Origin of the sequence: Amycolatopsis sp. NPDC023774 (assembly GCF_040639695.1) — a bacterium.
Taxonomy (GTDB): Bacteria; Actinomycetota; Actinomycetes; order Mycobacteriales; family Pseudonocardiaceae; genus Amycolatopsis.
This window is the reverse complement of the sequence record NZ_JBFAAJ010000001.1, coordinates 1,125,117-1,141,356: the sequence shown is the minus strand read 5'-3', so window position 1 is coordinate 1,141,356 and position 16,240 is coordinate 1,125,117. Positions and strand designations below refer to the sequence as shown.

General features: G+C 70.5%; 16 protein-coding genes and 1 pseudogene. 8 read left to right on the top strand and 9 right to left on the bottom strand.

Annotation, left to right across the window (positions count from 1 at the left end):
* Positions 1 to 119 precede the first annotated feature (119 nt).
* Both AB0F91_RS05805 and infA read left to right on the top strand, forming a co-directional pair.
* Positions 120 to 908, top strand: a complete 789-nt coding sequence (locus AB0F91_RS05805) for a GNAT family N-acetyltransferase (protein WP_360595049.1) — start codon at positions 120 to 122, stop codon at positions 906 to 908.
* Entirely contained in the window at positions 898 to 1,119 is a 222-nt protein-coding gene (gene infA, locus AB0F91_RS05800; protein ID WP_285973085.1) for a translation initiation factor IF-1, read from the top strand. Before AB0F91_RS05805 ends, infA begins: the two co-directional genes overlap by 11 nt.
* 123 nt (positions 1,120 to 1,242) lie before the next feature.
* Here infA and AB0F91_RS05795 read toward each other — a convergent pair whose 3' ends face one another.
* From AB0F91_RS05795 to AB0F91_RS05785, 3 genes are all read right to left on the bottom strand, one after another.
* Positions 1,243 to 1,968 carry a zf-HC2 domain-containing protein gene (locus AB0F91_RS05795; RefSeq protein WP_360595047.1) on the bottom strand — a complete coding sequence of 242 codons (726 nt, stop codon included), beginning with the start codon at positions 1,966 to 1,968 and terminating at the stop codon, positions 1,243 to 1,245.
* A complete protein-coding gene (locus tag AB0F91_RS05790) occupies positions 1,969 to 2,508 on the bottom strand; it encodes a sigma-70 family RNA polymerase sigma factor (protein WP_220243543.1) in 540 nt (179 codons plus the stop codon).
* Between the two features lie 310 nt (positions 2,509 to 2,818).
* The gene (locus tag AB0F91_RS05785; protein WP_360595045.1) at positions 2,819 to 4,009 is read right to left on the bottom strand and encodes a trypsin-like peptidase domain-containing protein; all 1,191 of its coding nucleotides are present in this window, start codon (positions 4,007 to 4,009) and stop codon (positions 2,819 to 2,821) included.
* 347 nt (positions 4,010 to 4,356) lie between these two features.
* On the opposite strand from AB0F91_RS05785, the gene AB0F91_RS05780 reads away from it, so the two are divergent.
* Both AB0F91_RS05780 and AB0F91_RS05775 read left to right on the top strand, forming a co-directional pair.
* Positions 4,357 to 5,826: an aldehyde dehydrogenase gene (locus tag AB0F91_RS05780; RefSeq protein WP_360595043.1), complete on the top strand. Its 1,470-nt coding sequence runs from the start codon at positions 4,357 to 4,359 to the stop codon at positions 5,824 to 5,826.
* Positions 5,827 to 5,892: 66 nt separating this feature from the next.
* Positions 5,893 to 7,134: a DUF3800 domain-containing protein gene (locus AB0F91_RS05775; protein ID WP_360595042.1), complete on the top strand. Its 1,242-nt coding sequence runs from the start codon at positions 5,893 to 5,895 to the stop codon at positions 7,132 to 7,134.
* Between the two features lie 729 nt (positions 7,135 to 7,863).
* On the opposite strand, the gene AB0F91_RS05770 is transcribed toward AB0F91_RS05775, so the two are convergent.
* A complete protein-coding gene (locus AB0F91_RS05770) occupies positions 7,864 to 8,280 on the bottom strand; it encodes a DUF5709 domain-containing protein (protein WP_360595040.1) in 417 nt (138 codons plus the stop codon).
* Positions 8,281 to 8,401: 121 nt separating this feature from the next.
* On the opposite strand from AB0F91_RS05770, the gene AB0F91_RS05765 reads away from it, so the two are divergent.
* The 3 genes from AB0F91_RS05765 to AB0F91_RS05755 are packed head-to-tail and all read left to right on the top strand — an operon-like array spanning position 8,402 to position 10,111.
* A complete protein-coding gene (locus AB0F91_RS05765) occupies positions 8,402 to 9,493 on the top strand; it encodes a VanZ family protein (RefSeq protein WP_360595038.1) in 1,092 nt (363 codons plus the stop codon).
* A gap of 46 nt (positions 9,494 to 9,539) precedes the next feature.
* Positions 9,540 to 9,875: a hypothetical protein gene (locus tag AB0F91_RS05760; protein ID WP_360595037.1), complete on the top strand. Its 336-nt coding sequence runs from the start codon at positions 9,540 to 9,542 to the stop codon at positions 9,873 to 9,875.
* A gap of 8 nt (positions 9,876 to 9,883) precedes the next feature.
* Complete coding sequence (locus AB0F91_RS05755) at positions 9,884 to 10,111, top strand: hypothetical protein (RefSeq protein WP_360595036.1); 228 nt, start codon at positions 9,884 to 9,886, stop codon at positions 10,109 to 10,111.
* 18 nt (positions 10,112 to 10,129) lie between these two features.
* On the opposite strand, the gene AB0F91_RS05750 is transcribed toward AB0F91_RS05755, so the two are convergent.
* The 3 genes and pseudogenes from AB0F91_RS05750 to AB0F91_RS05740 form a co-directional block, all read right to left on the bottom strand.
* Positions 10,130 to 10,972 carry a hypothetical protein gene (locus tag AB0F91_RS05750; RefSeq protein WP_360595035.1) on the bottom strand — a complete coding sequence of 281 codons (843 nt, stop codon included), beginning with the start codon at positions 10,970 to 10,972 and terminating at the stop codon, positions 10,130 to 10,132.
* 12 nt (positions 10,973 to 10,984) lie between these two features.
* Positions 10,985 to 12,565, bottom strand: coding sequence for an alkaline phosphatase D family protein (locus AB0F91_RS05745; protein ID WP_360595033.1), 1,581 nt, complete (start codon positions 12,563 to 12,565; stop codon positions 10,985 to 10,987).
* 330 nt (positions 12,566 to 12,895) lie between these two features.
* Positions 12,896 to 13,195 (bottom strand): annotated as a pseudogene (locus AB0F91_RS05740) (peptidase inhibitor family I36 protein); the annotation flags it as partial.
* Positions 13,196 to 13,401: 206 nt separating this feature from the next.
* Here AB0F91_RS05740 and AB0F91_RS05735 point away from each other — a divergent pair.
* A complete protein-coding gene (locus AB0F91_RS05735) occupies positions 13,402 to 14,853 on the top strand; it encodes an AlkA N-terminal domain-containing protein (RefSeq protein ID WP_360595175.1) in 1,452 nt (483 codons plus the stop codon).
* A 27-nt stretch (positions 14,854 to 14,880) separates the two neighbouring features.
* On the opposite strand, the gene AB0F91_RS05730 is transcribed toward AB0F91_RS05735, so the two are convergent.
* Together AB0F91_RS05730 and AB0F91_RS05725 are read right to left on the bottom strand one after the other, a co-directional pair.
* Positions 14,881 to 15,498 carry an alpha/beta hydrolase gene (locus AB0F91_RS05730; protein ID WP_360595173.1) on the bottom strand — a complete coding sequence of 206 codons (618 nt, stop codon included), beginning with the start codon at positions 15,496 to 15,498 and terminating at the stop codon, positions 14,881 to 14,883.
* A gap of 67 nt (positions 15,499 to 15,565) precedes the next feature.
* Entirely contained in the window at positions 15,566 to 15,985 is a 420-nt protein-coding gene (locus AB0F91_RS05725; RefSeq protein WP_360595192.1) for a hypothetical protein, read from the bottom strand.
* Between the last annotated feature and the right edge of the window lie 255 nt (positions 15,986 to 16,240).

Sequence of the window (16,240 nt, the reverse complement as noted above, 5' to 3'; positions counted from 1 at the left end):
GGAGGTGAGACCCATGAACGCTGTTTCGATGTGGGTGCTCCCCTCGTCGTCACGGTCGGGCGACTGACGTAGGGGTTGCCGGGAGCGCCTTGATCAGGCACTCCCGAAAGGTGACCACCATGAACACTCTGCGTTTCACCGCGGGCGAACCCGCGGTCGAGATCACCCGCGTCGCGCCGAGGCGGTGGCACGCGCTGGACGACGACCGGGTCACCGGTCGCGCCGAGGCCACCACGCGCCCCGACGGGCGGGTCTTTCTCAGCGTCGACGCCTGGCACCGCTCCGTTTTCGACCAGCTCGTCCGCACGGTGCTCGCGACGTTGCCGGAACGGCTCCACACTGTTGCCGACGAGACCGACCAGGAACTGCTCGCCGCCTGGCGCCAGGCCGGCTTGACGATCCGGCGGCGCGAGTGGGAGTACGTCGTGCCCACCGATCCGCGCGTCACGGGGCCGGCGCTCCCGCCACCGGGCGTCACCCTCGTGCCCGCCGGCGCTGCCGAAGACGGCCCGTTGCGGAAGCTGGACCGCGTCGTCCGCGCCGAGGTCGAAGCGACCGTCGGCTGGCAGGAAATGCCGGCCGAGGTACTGGTCCGGCCCGGCGACACCATCGTCGACCCGGCGAAGTACGCCGTGGCAGCCGAAGCGGGCGAGTACGTGGGCCTGGTCCGGGTCGTCCAAGTGACGCGCCTGCCCCGGATCGGGCTGATCGCCGTCCGCACCGTCCGGCGGCGCCGCGGGATCGCTCGTGCGCTGCTGGTCCACTCGCTCGGCGTCCTGCACGAGGCGGGGATCGAGAGGGCGTCGGCCGAGGTGAACGAGGCCAACGAAGCGGCGACGGCGTTGTTCGAGGGCCTCGGCGCCCGACGGTCGAACAGCACTCTGGAGCTGGTGCGCCATGGCCGGTAAGGGCGGGATCGAAGTCGAAGGAACCGTGGTGGAGTGCCTGCGCGACGCCCGGTTCAAGGTCGAGCTGTCGAACGGGCACCACGTGCTCGCCCACATCAGCGGCAAGATCAGGAAGAACTACATCAAGATCGTGCCGTACGACCGGGTCCTGGTGGAGCTGAGCCCGTACGACCTGAGCCGGGGCCGGATCCTGTTCCGGTACCGGAACTAGGGCCGCGACGTTCCCGCCGGCGAGCCGGCGCACCTGCGCGCCGACCGCCGCGGGATCGTCCGAAGTGGACGCCCCCGCCGGTTTGCCCAACACACCACCGGCCGGGGCACGAAGCGCGGAAGGTCAGACGTTCGCTTCCACGAACTGGTGGCCCTCGGTGTTCTCGACCACGATCGAAGCGACCTGAGCGGGGTCGACGAGGGCGGAACCGTTGAGGTCCGCACCGTCGTGGACAGCTTTCTGGGACACGAGCCAGCCGCCGGCGATTTCGCGGTCGCCGTTCTTGCTGACGACGATCAGGCGACACTTCTCGCCCGCCGGAATGCCCGTGACGGCGGCCTCGACGCGAACCCAGCCCGCGGCCGGGACGATGCTCGCGGTGAGCCGCGTCTCGCCCGAGGCGCCGCTGAGGAACTTCGTGCCGGGCACGGTGCTGGACGCGGTCGTCGGCACGGGTGCGGGCGGCGGCGGAACGGCGACGGCCGGGCCCGCGGGCGAACCCGCCTTGCCCACCACGACACCGACGCCCATCGCGGCGGCCGCGACCACAACGGCCGCCGTCGCGGCCAGGAACCGGCCACGGCCGGCCGAGCTGCGCGCTTCCGAACGCACCTGGCGCAGCGTGCGCTGCAGCAGCAGGTCACCGCCCTCCGGCGGGCCGTCGAGCAGCGCTTCGGGCGGCACGTCGCCCAGGAACTCCTGCATCTCGCGCAGCGACTCGACCTCCGCGCGGCAGTCCGCGCAGCCGGCGAGGTGCGCCTCGATCGTCTGCTTCTCCTCCGCGGAGACGTCACCGGCGACGTAGCCGGCGAGGTCCGCGTGGTCGGGGAAGTCGCTGAACCCGCTCATCTACGCCGCCCCCACCCGCTGATCCGCGAACTTCTCCCGCAATGCCCGTAAACCGTAGTACGAGCGGGATTTCACCGTGCCGGCCGGGATTCCCAGCTGCTCGGCGGCCTCGGTCACCGTGCGGCCGTGCAGGTACATCTGTTCCAGGACTTCGCGGTGCTCGGGCGAGAGGCCTTCGAGAGCCGACAGGACCACCATCGAGTCCACGACGTGGTCGGCGTGGTCGTGCTCCACCGGCACGGTGGTCGGCGACTCCGCGACCTCCGCCGGGCGCGCGTCACGCGCGCGGACCTTGTCGATCACCAGGTTGCGGACGACCGTCAGCAGCCAGCCGCGCACGGAACCCTTGCCGTTGACGAGGCTGTCCGGGTTGCGCCAGGCGCGCACCAGCGCCTCCTGTACCACGTCCTCGGCGGCCGCGCGGTCGTTGAGGAGTCTCGTGGCGTAGGCGAGCATCGCCTTTCCGTGCTCCTCGAACAACGAGCGGACGAGCGCCTCGTCGGCCACCTGTTGGCGGTGACGAGTCCTCAACCCGGCCATTCCGGACCACCCTCCCCGAACCGGCAAGATCACCCTTGCCCTGCTGCGCAGAACTGTAGGACAGCACCCGAGGCCGTCCGCACGAGGTGCACGATCGGCGACCACCACCCACAGTGGCCGCTTCGCACCCCGCGACAGTCAACCCTTCCCCTGAACGGACGATTGCCATCACCGGGGGCAACCGACACCTTCGGCCACGGACGGTGCCCCTTTGTCCCCTGCCGGACCCGGTTGCAACCGCTCGCCGACTTCGCCACCACGTTCGGTGACGAAGGTGTCCCGCGCGTTCGGCCACCCCCGGCCGCCCCACTCAGCCGATCGGACCACTCACCGGGACGAGCGTCACCGTGGCCGTTTTGCCGCCTTGACCGGCGACCGTGACGCGCAGTTTGTCGCCCGGGTGGTGGGTGTCCATGAGGGCGATCAGCGCCGTCGCCGAGGTGACCGGTTTGTCGTCGATGCCCACCACGAGCAGGTTGGGCTTCAGGCCCAGCTTGGCCGCCGGCCCGCCCGCGACCACGGACTTGATGAGCGCGCCCGTGCCGTTACCGCCGTCGACCACCGTGAGTCCGACGAACGCGCTGGGTCCGATGTGGATGGTGTCGGATGACTTGCCCTCGAGGATGCGCTTCGCGATGTCGGCGGCTGCTGTGATGGGGATCGCGAAGCCCTCGTGCGGGCGCAGGCCCTTGTCGAACACGTAGCCGGCGTTCGCGGCCGTGTCGACGCCGATCACTCGGCCCTCGGTGTCGGCGAGCGGCCCGCCGGAGTCGCCCGACTGGATGTCGGCGTCGACCTGGAGCAAGCCGGTGAGCGTCTCGGTGGCGCCGGTGACCTCGTCGGCCGCCGTGACCTGCTGCCCGAGCGCCGTGACCTTGCCCGGCGACGCGCTGGGTGGCCCGCCCACGCCGCCCGCGTTCCCGATCGCCACCACTCCGTCGCCGATCTTCACCGCACCGGACTCGCCCAGGGTCACCGTGACCAGGCCGGCCGCGTCTTTCAGCTTGAGCAAGGCGATGTCGCGGCTGCGGTCGTAACCCAGCACGGTGGCGTCGTAGCCGTGGCCGTTGCCGACGTCTGTCACGTGCATCGCGGTGGCGCCCTCGACCACGTGGTTGTTGGTGAGCACCAGGCCGTCGTCGCTCAGCACGATGCCGGTGCCCGCCGCGCCGCCGCCTTCGAGCCCCAGCTCCACGTCGATGTCCACTACGGCGGGGCTCACCTTCGCGACCACCGACGCGATGTCGAACGCCGGCCGCGGCCGCACCGGGGCCGCCGGCGGCGCGGGCGGCGTCTTCGGCCCCCACGCGTAGTGGCCGACGGCGACCCCGACGAGCGCCAGCAGCACCACCAGTCCGAGTGAGATCAGCACGGCGCGCTGGGGCCGCTTGCGCTTCGGCGGCTCCTGCGGGTTCGGCGGCGGGGCCGGGACCTGCGGGAGCGCCTCGTGCTGCTGGTGCGCCCACGGCGCGCCGAGGGGGGCATCGGTGTTCTGGCTCATTCTCGGTTCCCTGCCGTTCGCATCGGACAGCACACGTGCATTGTTCACACCGCCTCGATCGGGGAACAGTACTGGCAGGCCCGCCGGGGTGTGGGTTACCTTCGAAGTGATCTTCCCAGCCTGCTCCTCTCACCAGGTCGGCACACGCCGGCGGCTGTGCACTGGGATCACCGCCCCCGGCGCCCGACCGCCCGGCCGTCGGGAGTGCGGTGCCCGCACCGCTCTCCCGACGGCCCTGGTCCACGACGTCCTTTGTGGACACTTTCGCCGATCCGCTGAATCCGCGGGTCTGGTGCCTCCCCGGGTGCGGACGTACCGTCCGAAGCGAGACCGAGGAGAGGTGGGCCATGCCCGAACACTTCAAGATGCTCATCGGCGGTCACGCCGTCGACGCGATCAGCGGCAAGACGTTCGAATCCCGAAACCCCTACACCGGCGAACCCTGGGCCGTGCTGCCCGACGGCGGGCCCGAGGACGTCGACGCCGCCGTGCGCGCGGCCCGCGCCGCGCTCGACGGCGAGTGGGGCTCCGCGACGGGCTTCACCCGGGCCGCGCTGCTGCGCCGGCTGGGCGACCTGATCGGCGAGAACGCGGAACGACTGGCCCGCCTCGAGGTCAACGACTCCGGCAAGCTCCTGCGCGAGATGCTCGGCCAGCTCACCGCCCTGGGCGGCTGGTACCACTACTTCGCCGGCCTGGCGGACAAGATCGAGGGGCGGCAGATCCCGTCGCCCAACCCGAACTACCTCGTGTACACGAAGCGTGAGCCGGTGGGTGTGGTCGCGGCGATCACTCCGTGGAACTCGCCGTTGTTGTTGCTGACGTGGAAGCTGGCGCCGGCGTTGGCCGCCGGGTGCACCGTGGTGGTGAAGCCTTCGGAGCACGCGCCGGTGTCGACGCTGGGGTTCGCCGCGTTGGTCACGGAGGCCGGTTTTCCGCCTGGGGTGGTGAATGTCGTGACCGGTCTTTCGCGCGAGACGGGTGCCTCGCTGGCCGGTCACCCCGGCGTGGACAAGGTCGCGTTCACGGGATCGACGGCAACCGGTCGGGCGGTTGCGCGGGCGGCGGCGGAGAACCTGGTGAAGGTCACTTTGGAGCTGGGCGGCAAATCGCCTCAGGTCGTGTTCCCCGACGCGGACCTCGATGCGGCGGCGAACGGGATCGTGGCGGGCGTTTTCGCGGCCACCGGGCAGACGTGCATGGCGGGTTCGCGGTTGATCGTGCACGCGGACGTGCACGACGAGCTGGTGCGGTTGGTGGCTCGGCGCGCCGCGTCGATTCGGCTGGGCGACCCGACCGCGGCGGAGACCGAGATGGGGCCGGTGGCCAATGAGCCGCAGTACGAGAAGGTGTTGTCGTACTTGGAAACCGCGCGGGCCGAGGGGGCGACGGTCGCGTATGGGGGTGTCGCGGATCCCGGTTTGGGTGGGTTGTTCGTGCAGCCGACAGTGCTGACCGGGGTCACGCCGGAGTCGACGGTTTACCGGGAGGAGGTGTTCGGGCCCGTTCTGGCGGCGTTGACGTTCACGGAAGAGGACGAGGCGGTGAAGCTGGCCAACGACACGCCGTACGGGCTGGCGGGGGCGGTGTGGACCAAGGACGTGCACCGCGCACATCGGGTCGCGGGCCGGATTCGGGCCGGGACGGTGTGGGTGAACGCCTATCGGGTGGTGGCGCCGTCGGTTCCGTTCGGGGGCTTCAAGAATTCCGGGCTGGGCCAGGAGAACGGGGTTCACGCGGTGGACGAGTACCTGGAGGAGAAGGCCGTCTGGGTGGAGCTGACCGGAGGGACGCGGGACCCGTTCACGCTGGGCTGAGTCCATTGCGGACGCTGTGATGAAAACGCGGTGCGCCGGCGGGTCGGTCCTGGCAGGGTGGTGGTGGTGTCCAGGACGATTGCGTGCGACGAGTCCGGTTCCGAGGGAGTGAACCTCATCGGGGCGAACACGGACGTCTTCGCGCACGCCGGCGTACGGGTGGACGTCGGGGCGGCCGCGGACTGCGTCGGCGAGCTCCGGGAGCGAATCGGTTCGCCGGCCCTGGAGTACAAGGCGAACCACCTGCTGCGCGCCAAGAACCGGGCGGCGCTGGTGTGGCTGCTGGGGCCGTCGGGACCGCTGGCGGGACGGGCCGGGGTCGTGCTGGTGGACAAGGCGTTGTTCGTCACCGGGAAAGTGGTGGACCTCCTCGTCGACCGGGTGCCTTACCCCGACTGCCTCGCCCGCCGACCGGACTCCCGGGCCGTCGTCCTGCACCGCGACGGCCAGCGGCTTCATGGCCCGCGGTGGAGTGAGTTCCTGCAGTCGTTCACCACTTTGCTTCGCACTTCCCAACGGCGGGGCCCAGGGCTGACACCTTCGGAGTTCTTCGCCCAGGACGAGGTGCTGAGTTCACTCGCCCAGGTGCCTGAGTTCGGCGCAGACCTCTCCCCTTCGCGGTTGCGGCAGCGCCGGCCACACGACCCCGAGCCTCGGCAGATCAAGCCGTGGCAGCAGCGCGGGTCAACCAGCATCGAGCAGCCGCAGCTCGGGCTGCTGCCGCAGCGCGGATCGAACCGCCTTGAGCGCCCGCAGACCGGACCGGAGCAACAGGGCGGGTCACACCACCACGAGCACCCCCGGAAGCAGCTGCCGCAACGCGAGTCACACCACCGCGAGCATCCCCAGACCGGACCGCACCAACAGCCCGAGCCACACCACCGCGAGCACCCCCGGATCCAGCCGCCGCAACGCGAGTCAAACCACCAGCGGATCGGCTCACCACCGGCTCGCGAGCACCTGACCGAACTACGAGAGCGACTGCGCGCGGACCCGTCGCTGGTCCCACCACTCGACCCACTGATGCCGGCCCTCGTCGACACGGTCACCCACTGGCACCCCACCACCGTCATCCACGACGAACAGCCCTCACTCACCCCCGCGCGCCTCGCCACCCTCCTTGGCCCCACCCGCGACGTCCAATTCGTCGACTCCCGCGCCGACCCGCGCGTCCAACTCGCCGACTTCCTGGCCGGTGTCACCCGCCGCCTGGCCGAAGACGCCCTTCACCACCGCGGAGATCCGGAGCTCACCGCTCTGCTGCGCCCCTACATGCTCCCGGCCTCGATCTGGACCGGCGCGCTGTGAAGGGCATCGCTACGGGGAATTTCGGACACACTTCGAAGATCAGCGGGCCGCTCCGTGAGTCTGCGGAACAACACCCGCCGCTGCCGCTCGGCGGACCGGTCGAGCAGTCCCTTCACGACGCCGTCGACTCCACCGAGTCACGCCCCTGCGCAACGCCCGCTGGGGCTGCGCTCACCACCCCGATCGCGTCGCGAAGCGACCGCCCGCGGCGTCCGACATCGGCCGCCGCAGCACCCCCGCCACGCAGCCGGTCAGCACCTCAAGCGGGTCGCGACGCGCCGCCCGCGACGGCCAAGATCAGCCTGCGAAATCACCCCGTGCCACCGGCCGAGCCCAGCCAGCGACCCAAGCACGTCGCCAAAGGGACCGCCTGCGACGGCCAGGACCAGCCGCTCCATCACCCCACCGCCTGCCGCGGTCGGCCGACAACCCAAACACGTCGCGAACGGACCGCCCGCGACAGCCAACGTCAGCCCGCGTAATCCCCGGGCCACCTACCGAGACCGACCGGCGACCCAAGCACGTCGCCAAAGGAACCACTTGCGACAGCCAAGACCAGCCGCTCCATCACCCCACCGCCTGCCGCGGCCGACCGACAACCCAAACACATCGCGAACGGACCGCCCCCAACAGCCAAGATCAACCCCGCAAAACCACCCCGGCCACCTGGCACCCGAGACCCTGGTCAGCAACCCAAGCGCGTCGTGACCAGTCCCGTCACCACCGGGTTCAGTCGCGCGGCGTGACGATGTGGACGGCGGCCTCTTCGGCGGACGCGGCGCCGCCGTCGATGCCGGCGTCGGAGGCGTAGAGCTCCTCGTCGGTGTCCGGGCCGAAGCCCGCGTCCTGGGCGACGAGGCGGCCCGCGCGGGCGTCGCCGACTTCGTCGTCGAGGAGCTCGCCGTCGGTGTCGGTGGTGTCGCCGAGATTGTCGCCGTCGTCGTACGCCAGGTCCGGCAGCTCGCGCGCGAGGCGGCCCTCCCAGCTTTCGCCGGCCAGCTCCTCCGCGGGGGTCATGCCCCACTCGCGCACGGCCAGTGGCTTTTCGGGCGGCGAGTAGCCCTCGTCGTACGGGTCGCCGTCCTCCAGAGTGTCTTCGGGGTCGAGCACGCCGGTGTCGGCGTTGTCCTCGATGTCGTCGTCCACGAACGGCTCCTCTCTCCGTGCCCTCCGCGTGCAGATTACGCACCGCCGCCAGTGTCCCTCGACCGGTGGGTCCCGACCAAGATCGCTACCCTCGGGCGCGCCTACGGAGGTGGAGGGGTCAGTGACAGAGTGGAGCGGGCCGACGCTGCTGGCCCTGTTCGGCGGGTTCGGGCTGGCGTTCGTGCTGGTGGTGCCCTACGCCGTGCTCAGCTACCGCCGCCGCGGCGAGTTCGGCCCGGGGCGCGCGATCGCCGCGCTGGGGTTCCTCGTGTACTGCTGCGCGCTGATCACGTACACGCTCGTGCCGACCCCCGTCGTCGACGCCGCGTTCTGCGCGAGCCACGAGTCGCTGCGTCACCCCGTCGTGAACCCGCTGCAGTTCCTTTCGGACATGAAGCAGTTCCACACCGGGCCGCTCAGCAATCCGGCGCTGCGGCAGGTGCTGTTCAACGTCGCGCTGTTCGTGCCGTGGGGCGTGTTCATGCGCCGCCTGTACCGGAAGGGCCCGGCGTTCGCGATCGCCACCGGGTTCCTCGTGTCGCTCTTCATCGAGACCACGCAGCTCACGGGCGTCTGGTCCCTCGTCGACTGCCCCTACCGCCTCTTCGACACGGGCGACCTCCTGTCCAACACCGTCGGCGCCGCAGTCGGCGCCCTCACCGCCCCGGTGCTCGGCCGCCCCCACGAACGCCTCGACGCGAAGGCCCCCCGCCCCGTCCGCAGCGGACGTCGCCTGTTCGGCATGCTGCTGGACCTCATCGCGGTGACACTGCTGGGCGTGGCCCTGAACGTCGTCGTGGTCGCCGTCCAGCTCCTGGGCGACCCGGACAGTCTTCGTGGCCCTGGCAACCCTCTTGTGGACGCGGTGCTCGGTGAGTGGCTGCCCGCGTTGGTCTTGCTGCTGGCGGTGCCACTGGCCGGCAACGGCGCGACGCCCGGGCAGCGCGCGGTGCTCCTGACGGTGGTGAACTCCGGTGATGAAAAGCCTTCGGTGCTGCAGATGGTGCTGCGGTTCGCCTTCGGGTCGGGCGGTTATTTCGTCGCGCTCGGTCTTGCTACGGCGAGCACTCAGCCTTCGACGTTCACCGGGGTGTGGATCGTGGTGAGCGGCCTGTTCGCCATCTTCACGCGCGGGCATCGTGGGTTGACGGGGTTGTTGGCCGGGTTGCGGGTTGTGGATGCTCGACGTGAGAGGGAACGGGTTTCGGCGTGACGTCACGCCCGGCCCGGCCCCCGCGTTTCGGCGTGACCTCGCCCCCGTGGCGCGGCACATCCTCCAACGGCATGCCGACTTCCGCCGGCTCTTCCTCGGCAACTCGATGTCATTGCTGAGCTCCACTGTCACCACCGTCGCGCTGCCGTTGGCGGCCGTGCTGATGCTGCACGCCTCGTCCGTCTACATGGGACTCCTCGGCGCCGCGGCCCTCCTGCCGCACTTCCTGCTCGGCCTCCCCGCCGTCGTGTGGGTGGACCGCCTGCCGTACTGGCGTCTCCTCGTGATGGCCGATATCGCGCGACTGGTACTCATCGGCTCGGGGGCACTCGCCCGCGTGGTTGGTCCGGTCACCGTCGCGGGTGGGGCCGTCGCCGCGTAGCGGGACCGGTGCTGCGCGGCGTGCGGCTGTACGGCGTGAACCAGCAGACCCTCCGCCAAACCCTCATCGCACCCGAACTGCTCTCCCGCGCCACCGCGACGTGGCGGTTCCTCGACTACGGCATGCAACCGCTGGGCGCCCTCACCGGCGGGTTGTTCGGCGTGGTGAGCCTTCGCGCGACCCTGATCACCGGCGCGGCGGTTGATGGCTGTGGCGACGGCGTCCTGCTCGGTTGAGCCGGAAACAGTGAAGCCTCAGCTGGAGTAAGCCTCCAGTTCCACAATCCGCGAATACGCATGATCATTCGAATCCAACGCGACGATCTGCACCCCATCAGCTTGCACCGCCGGGAACGTGGACGTCACCGAGCCCGAAGTGTTGCCCCGCACCGAAGCCACCGTCACCCATGCGCCATTCACGTGGGCCTGGACGTCGAAGTCGCGCAGGCCGTATTTCGCGGCCGGGTACTTCGTGGAGTCCAGGGTGTCGGTGACGACGCGGCCGACTGCACCGGCAGCGGGCAGGGTCACGGTGTAGTTGTCCGGGAACACCGACTTCGTGCCGTCGTTCCAGCCCGTCGTGGTGGACCAGTGGTCGCCGTTGGCATCGCCGTCGACGGCGCCGCACGGGGAGAAGCTGCCGTTGGTTGACGACGGGGTGGCTTGTTCGCCGAGGAGGAGGTTGTCATCGGGGCCCTTGGGTGGCAGGGGAAGGACGTCGACCGGTACGGACAAGCGCGAACGGTCCACCGACAAGTCCACCGTGTAGTGGCCGGGGCGCGCAGACCGCGGCGCGGTGACCCCGACCCGAACCGACACGGGCTGACCGACCGGCAGCCAAGACGAGAAGACCCGGCGGTCGAGTACCAGCGGCGAAGGTGCGGACAGCTCCATGTCCGCGTACACCGCGCCGCGACCGTTGTTGGTCATACCGACGGTGAGGGCGCTCGGCAGGCAAGGCAGGCCGACGACCTGGATGTGCCCTGGAGTGGCGGACAGCGCCGGAGTGGGCGTGGCCGGGCTGCTCTGGGCGGCAGTCGCCAGTGCCACGCCGAGCACGACAGCGCCGGCGGCCACCGCGAGGTGACGTCGCTGCATGGGGAACTCCTGTCAGTGGACGTGGATGGCGGGGACGCGGTCTTCGACGGTGAGCTTGGCGCGCGTGGTGACCTTGCCGTCGCGGATGGAGACCTTGTCGACCACGCGGTAGTCGGCGGTCCACTCGCGCGGGGTGACCTCGCAGCGCACGTAGCCGCGCTGGAAGTTGCCGAACTTGACGTGCGGGTTCTCGTCGAGGATGGTCTGGCCGCCGGTGTCGAGGTCCATGCCGTCCTGGCCCGACGTGATCGACGTGCCGACGAACTCCGTCGCCACGACCGGCGAGCTCGGGTCCGCATAGTCCGGCCGCAGCTCCGAAGCGACGCTGCGGTGCAGGTCGCCCGCGATGCTGACCAGGTTGCGCACCTTGCGATCCTGCGCGCCGCCGAGGATGCGCTTGCGGGAGGCGACGTAGCCGTCCCACGTGTCCATCGGCACGAGCACGGGCGGGCCCGCGGCGGTGTCGAGCTGCGCGATCGCGGTCTGGTGCGCGAGCACCTCCCAGCGTGCGGAGTGCTGCGCCATGCCGTCGAGCAGCCACTTCTCCTGCGTGGCGCCGGTGATCGTGCGGTTCGGGTCGAGCGAGTCCGGGTTCGGGGCCTTGGTGCCGTCGCCCGCGGCCTGGTCGTCGCGGTACTGGCGGGTGTCGAGGACGTTGAACCGGATCAGGTCTCCGTACTGGAAGCGGCGGTACATCTGGATGTCCGGGCCGGTCGGCAGCTGCGTGACACGCACGGGCTGGTGCTCCCACCACGCGCGGAACGCGTTCGCGCGCCGCACGAGGAACTGTGCGACGGGGTCGTTGTTCTCGGAGATGTCGCCGGCCCAGTTGTTCTCGACCTCGTGGTCGTCGATCGTGACGATCCACGGCGCGGCGGCGTGCGCGGCCTGCAGGTCGGGGTCGGTCTTGTAGAGGGCGTAGCGGCCGCGGTAGTCGTCGAGCGTCGTGGTCTCGCGCTGGAAGTCCACGGCCATGTCCTGCTTGCGCAGCCCGCCGTCGGCGCCCACGCCGTACTCGTAGATGTAGTCACCGAGGTGGAAGACGACGTCGTGGTCGCGCGCGGCCATGTCGCGGTAGGCGGTGTAGAAGCCCTCGTACCAGGCCTGGCAGCTCGCATACGCCAGCGACACGGCGGGCACCGGCTGGTGCGCGGTCGGCGACGTACGGGTGCGACCGACCTGGCTGGTGTGCGCGCCGACGTGGAAGCGGTAGAAGTAGTGCCGCCACGGGCGCAGCCCGCGGACGTCCACGTGCACGCTGTGCGACTCCTCGCGCCGGGCGAGCGCGTTGCCGGACCGCACGACGCGGCGGAACCGCTCGTCCTCGGCCATTTCCCAGCGCACCGACACCGGGCGGTCGTTCATGCCGCCGAACGGTTCGAGGGGCTTCGGCGCCAGGCGCGTCCAGATCACGACCGCGTCGGGCAGCGGGTCGCCCGAGGCGATGCCGAGCGTGAACGGGTAGCCGGGCACGCGGTCGGTGTCCACGGTGGTGGCGCCGGAAGCGGTGATGCCGGGCAGCGTCCCGGCGAGCGCCAGCGCGGCGGCGGCTCCCGTGACGGTGAGGAACTTGCGTCGCGTCGGGGTGTCCACGTCGCTCCGATCCAGTGCGGTCCCGGCGGCGCTCGTGCCCGCGGGAGGGCGGACGGCCGCACGCGTGCGGCACGTGGGTGGTGCTCACCGTCGACGGCTTCCCAGTCGCTTCTTCGCCGGTGGAGCGGGTGTTGAAGACGGGCCGGTTCGTGCGTGGTTCGTCCCGCGCTGGGCACGTTATCCGGCCGCCGGCGTGCCGTGAACGATCACGACGGTGAATTCGAGCTGAAGTCTGGGGAGGTGACCAGAGGTAGCGCTGAGTGACCACCGGGGACGACAAATAGTGGCACCAGAACTGTATCCAGTGGCACTATTCGTGGTTTTGTCAGATCAGATGAACACCACGTAGCTGGCCTTGTTGTCGAAGCCGTTGTTCGAGAATTCGGTGTCCACCGAGTGCTTCTTGGCCTCGTAGCCTTGGTCGCCACCGCAGTTGCTGGAATCGTAGAGCTTCACAACGTGGCTCGTGCTGTTCTTCATCGAACTCGCGCCGTTGGTGACGAAGCCGTTGCCACCCGCCCACTTGGGTCTTGGACAGGTCGATCGCATCCCCAATCGCCTTTCGATGGAGAAACCCGGCCGACGAGCCGGATCCGAACAGGCGGGAACGTCCCCAGACGTGTATGGCGAACTGCCCCAGAATTCCCGCCAGTACGAAAACTATAGCGATCAAATTTCGGCGCACACCGCCGGAGTGGTGATCGTCACCGAGCAGCCAGTATGGTGTTTCGGTGATCGGGAAAAGTGCTCCTTCGCCTTCGCCGAGTGTGACGCTCGGCGGGGTGGTGTCGCATTCCCGCCAGGTTTTGTCGGTGCCGCCGGGCAGACTGGCAGGCGTGTACGAGGACATCGAACGCTGCGTGCGCGCGGTGCAGTCGAAGGACGCCCGGTTCGACGGGTGGTTCTTCACCGCCGTGGTCACCACCGGTATCTACTGCCGGCCGAGCTGCCCCGTCGTGCCGCCGAAGGTCGAGAACATGCGCTTCTACGGCAGCGCGGCGGCGGCGCAGACGGCCGGGTTCCGCGCGTGCAAGCGCTGCCGGCCCGACGTCACGCCGGGGTCGCCGCTGTGGAACGAGCGCGCGGACGTGGTCGCGCGCGCCATGCGGCTGATCGCCGACGGGGTGGTGGACCGCGAGGGCGTGGGCGGGCTCGCGGCGCGGCTCGGGTACAGCGTGCGGCAGGTGTACGCGGAGCTGGGCGCCGGGCCGCTGGCGCTCGCGCGGGCCCAGCGCGCCGAAACCGCGCGGCTGCTGGTCGAGACCACCGAGATGCCGATGGGCGACATCGCGCACGCCGCCGGGTTCTCGAGCATCCGGACGTTCAACGACACCGTGCGCCAGGTGTTCGCCCTGACGCCGAGCGAGCTGCGGTCGAGGGCGTCCGGCGCACCGTCGTCGCCGGGGTCGCTTTCGCTGCGGCTGCCGTTCCGCGCCCCGCTGTGCCCGGACAACCTTTTCGGCCATCTGGCGGCCACCGCCGTGCCGGGTGTGGAGGAATGGCGCGACGGCGCGTACCGGCGCACCCTGCGCCTCCCTCATGGCCACGGCATCGTTTCGCTGGCGCCGACGCCCGACCACATCGCGTGCCGCCTCAGCCTCACCGATCTGCGTGACCTGTCGGCCGCCATCAGTCGCTGCCGGCGCCTGCTGGACCTCGACGCGGATCCCATCGCGGTCGACGCGCAGCTCTCCTCGGATCCGGCGCTGGCCCCGCTCGTCGCGAAGAACCCCGGGCGCCGGGTGCCGCGCACGGCCGATCCGGAGGAGTTCGCGATCCGGGCAGTGCTGGGCCAGCAGGTGTCCACCGCTGCGGCCCGCACCCACGCCGCCCGCCTGGTCACGGCCCACGGCACCCCCGTCGACGACCGCGAGGGCGGCCTCGGTTTTCTCTTCCCGACCCCTGCCGACCTTGCGGACCTGGATCCTGATTCGCTCGCGATGCCGCAGTCCCGCCGCCGGACGCTGGTGGGCCTCATCGCCGTTCTCACCGCGGGCGAACTCGACCTTTCGCCTAGTGGAGACTGGGCTCGCGCCCGCGCCGAGCTGTCGGCACTGCCGGGGTTCGGGCCGTGGACGGTGGAGACCATCGCGATGCGGGCGCTGGGGGATCCGGATGCGTTCGTGCCCACGGACCTGGGGGTGAAGCTGGCCGCTGCGGCCCTGGATCTGCCGACGTCGCCTTCGGCCCTGACCCGGCATGCGGTTGCTTGGCAGCCGTGGCGCGCCTACGCGGTGCAGTACCTGTGGGCGACGGGGGATCATCCGATCAACTACCTGCCGGCCTAGGTGTCCGGAAACCCGAGCCCTGGGGGTCTAGGGCTGCGGGGCGAGGAAATCCAGGATGGCCGCGGCGACGGCGTCGGGGGCTTCGAGCCAGGGGACGTGACCGACGCCCGCAAGGCTCACGCGGGTCGCCGTCGGGAGGGCGGCGTGGAGGGAGTCCACGGCCTGGCGGGGGCGGATGTCCTGGTCACCGTCGACGATCAAGGTGGGAGCGGACAGGGCGCGGCAGGCCGCGATGAGCTCGGCTTCGGTCGGAGACCGGCGTTTTTCCTCGGTGTTGATGGCGGCGTTGCAGTCGTAGTTGATCGGGAACCACGGCGTGGCCATCCGCTCGGCGTGGGTGAGCGCGGTCGAGGGGTCGGGGAAGTCCGCGGTCCATTGCAGGACAGCGAGTTCTCGGTCTTCGACCGGGGTTCGGGCGCGGGCGTTCAGGTCCCTGAGCCGCGGCAAGTCCCGGCCGAGGCGGGCGGCGAGGTTGCGTTCATAGGCCGGATGCCAGGCGCGCCCCAAGCCGGTTCCGGACACGTAGACCAGCTTGGTCACGTGGGCCGGGTGGGCCAAGGCGTAGCGCAGCGCCACCGTCGCTCCCCAGGAATGGCCCAGGACAGCGGCGCGGGACAGCCCGTAGTAGCGGCGGACGGCGTCCAGGTCGGCGATCGTCTGCGCGAGCGAGTACGGGCCACGGCCTTCCGAGCGGGCCGCACCCGCGCTGGTCCTAGCGAATCGCGCGCAGGCGGGTGGCCAGCGCGGCAGCGAGGTCGCCGAACATGTCCCACAGGCCCGGCCCGCCGTGGCACAGGATGACCGTCTCTCCCTCGCCGACGGCCGTCGTCCAGAGACGACAGCCGTCATCAGCCGGGATCAGCTCTCCGGGGCGATCCGCGCGGTCTGGTTCCGAGGGATTCACGTGCGCGGCCGGAGGTTCCACGCCGCTCAGCCCCGCGCCATCCACGCGATTCGGCGCCGACCTACCCACGCCGCTCAACTCCGCACAGGCCACGCCATTCGGCGCCGCACGATCCGCGCAGTCCAGCCCTGGCGGATCTACGCGGTTCGAGCCCACGTGGTCCATGTGGTCCACGTGCGCGGAATCCACCCCGTTCGAATCCCCGCCGTCCACGCGATTCACACCCACGGAACCCACCCTGCCCGAACCCGCGCCGTCCTGGCAGCCCAGTTCCATGGAGCCCCCCGGTCCGAACCCGCACGAGCCGCGCGATCCAGTCCCCGCGGATCTACGCGGTTCGAACCCACGCGATCCGAACGGTCCAGTCCTGCGGACTCCACCCCGTTCGAACCCGCACCGTCCAGGCAGCCCAGTCTCAGGGAACCCGCCTGGTCTGAACCCGCGCCCTCCGTGCAGCCCACTTCCGCACAGTCCCCGCGAACC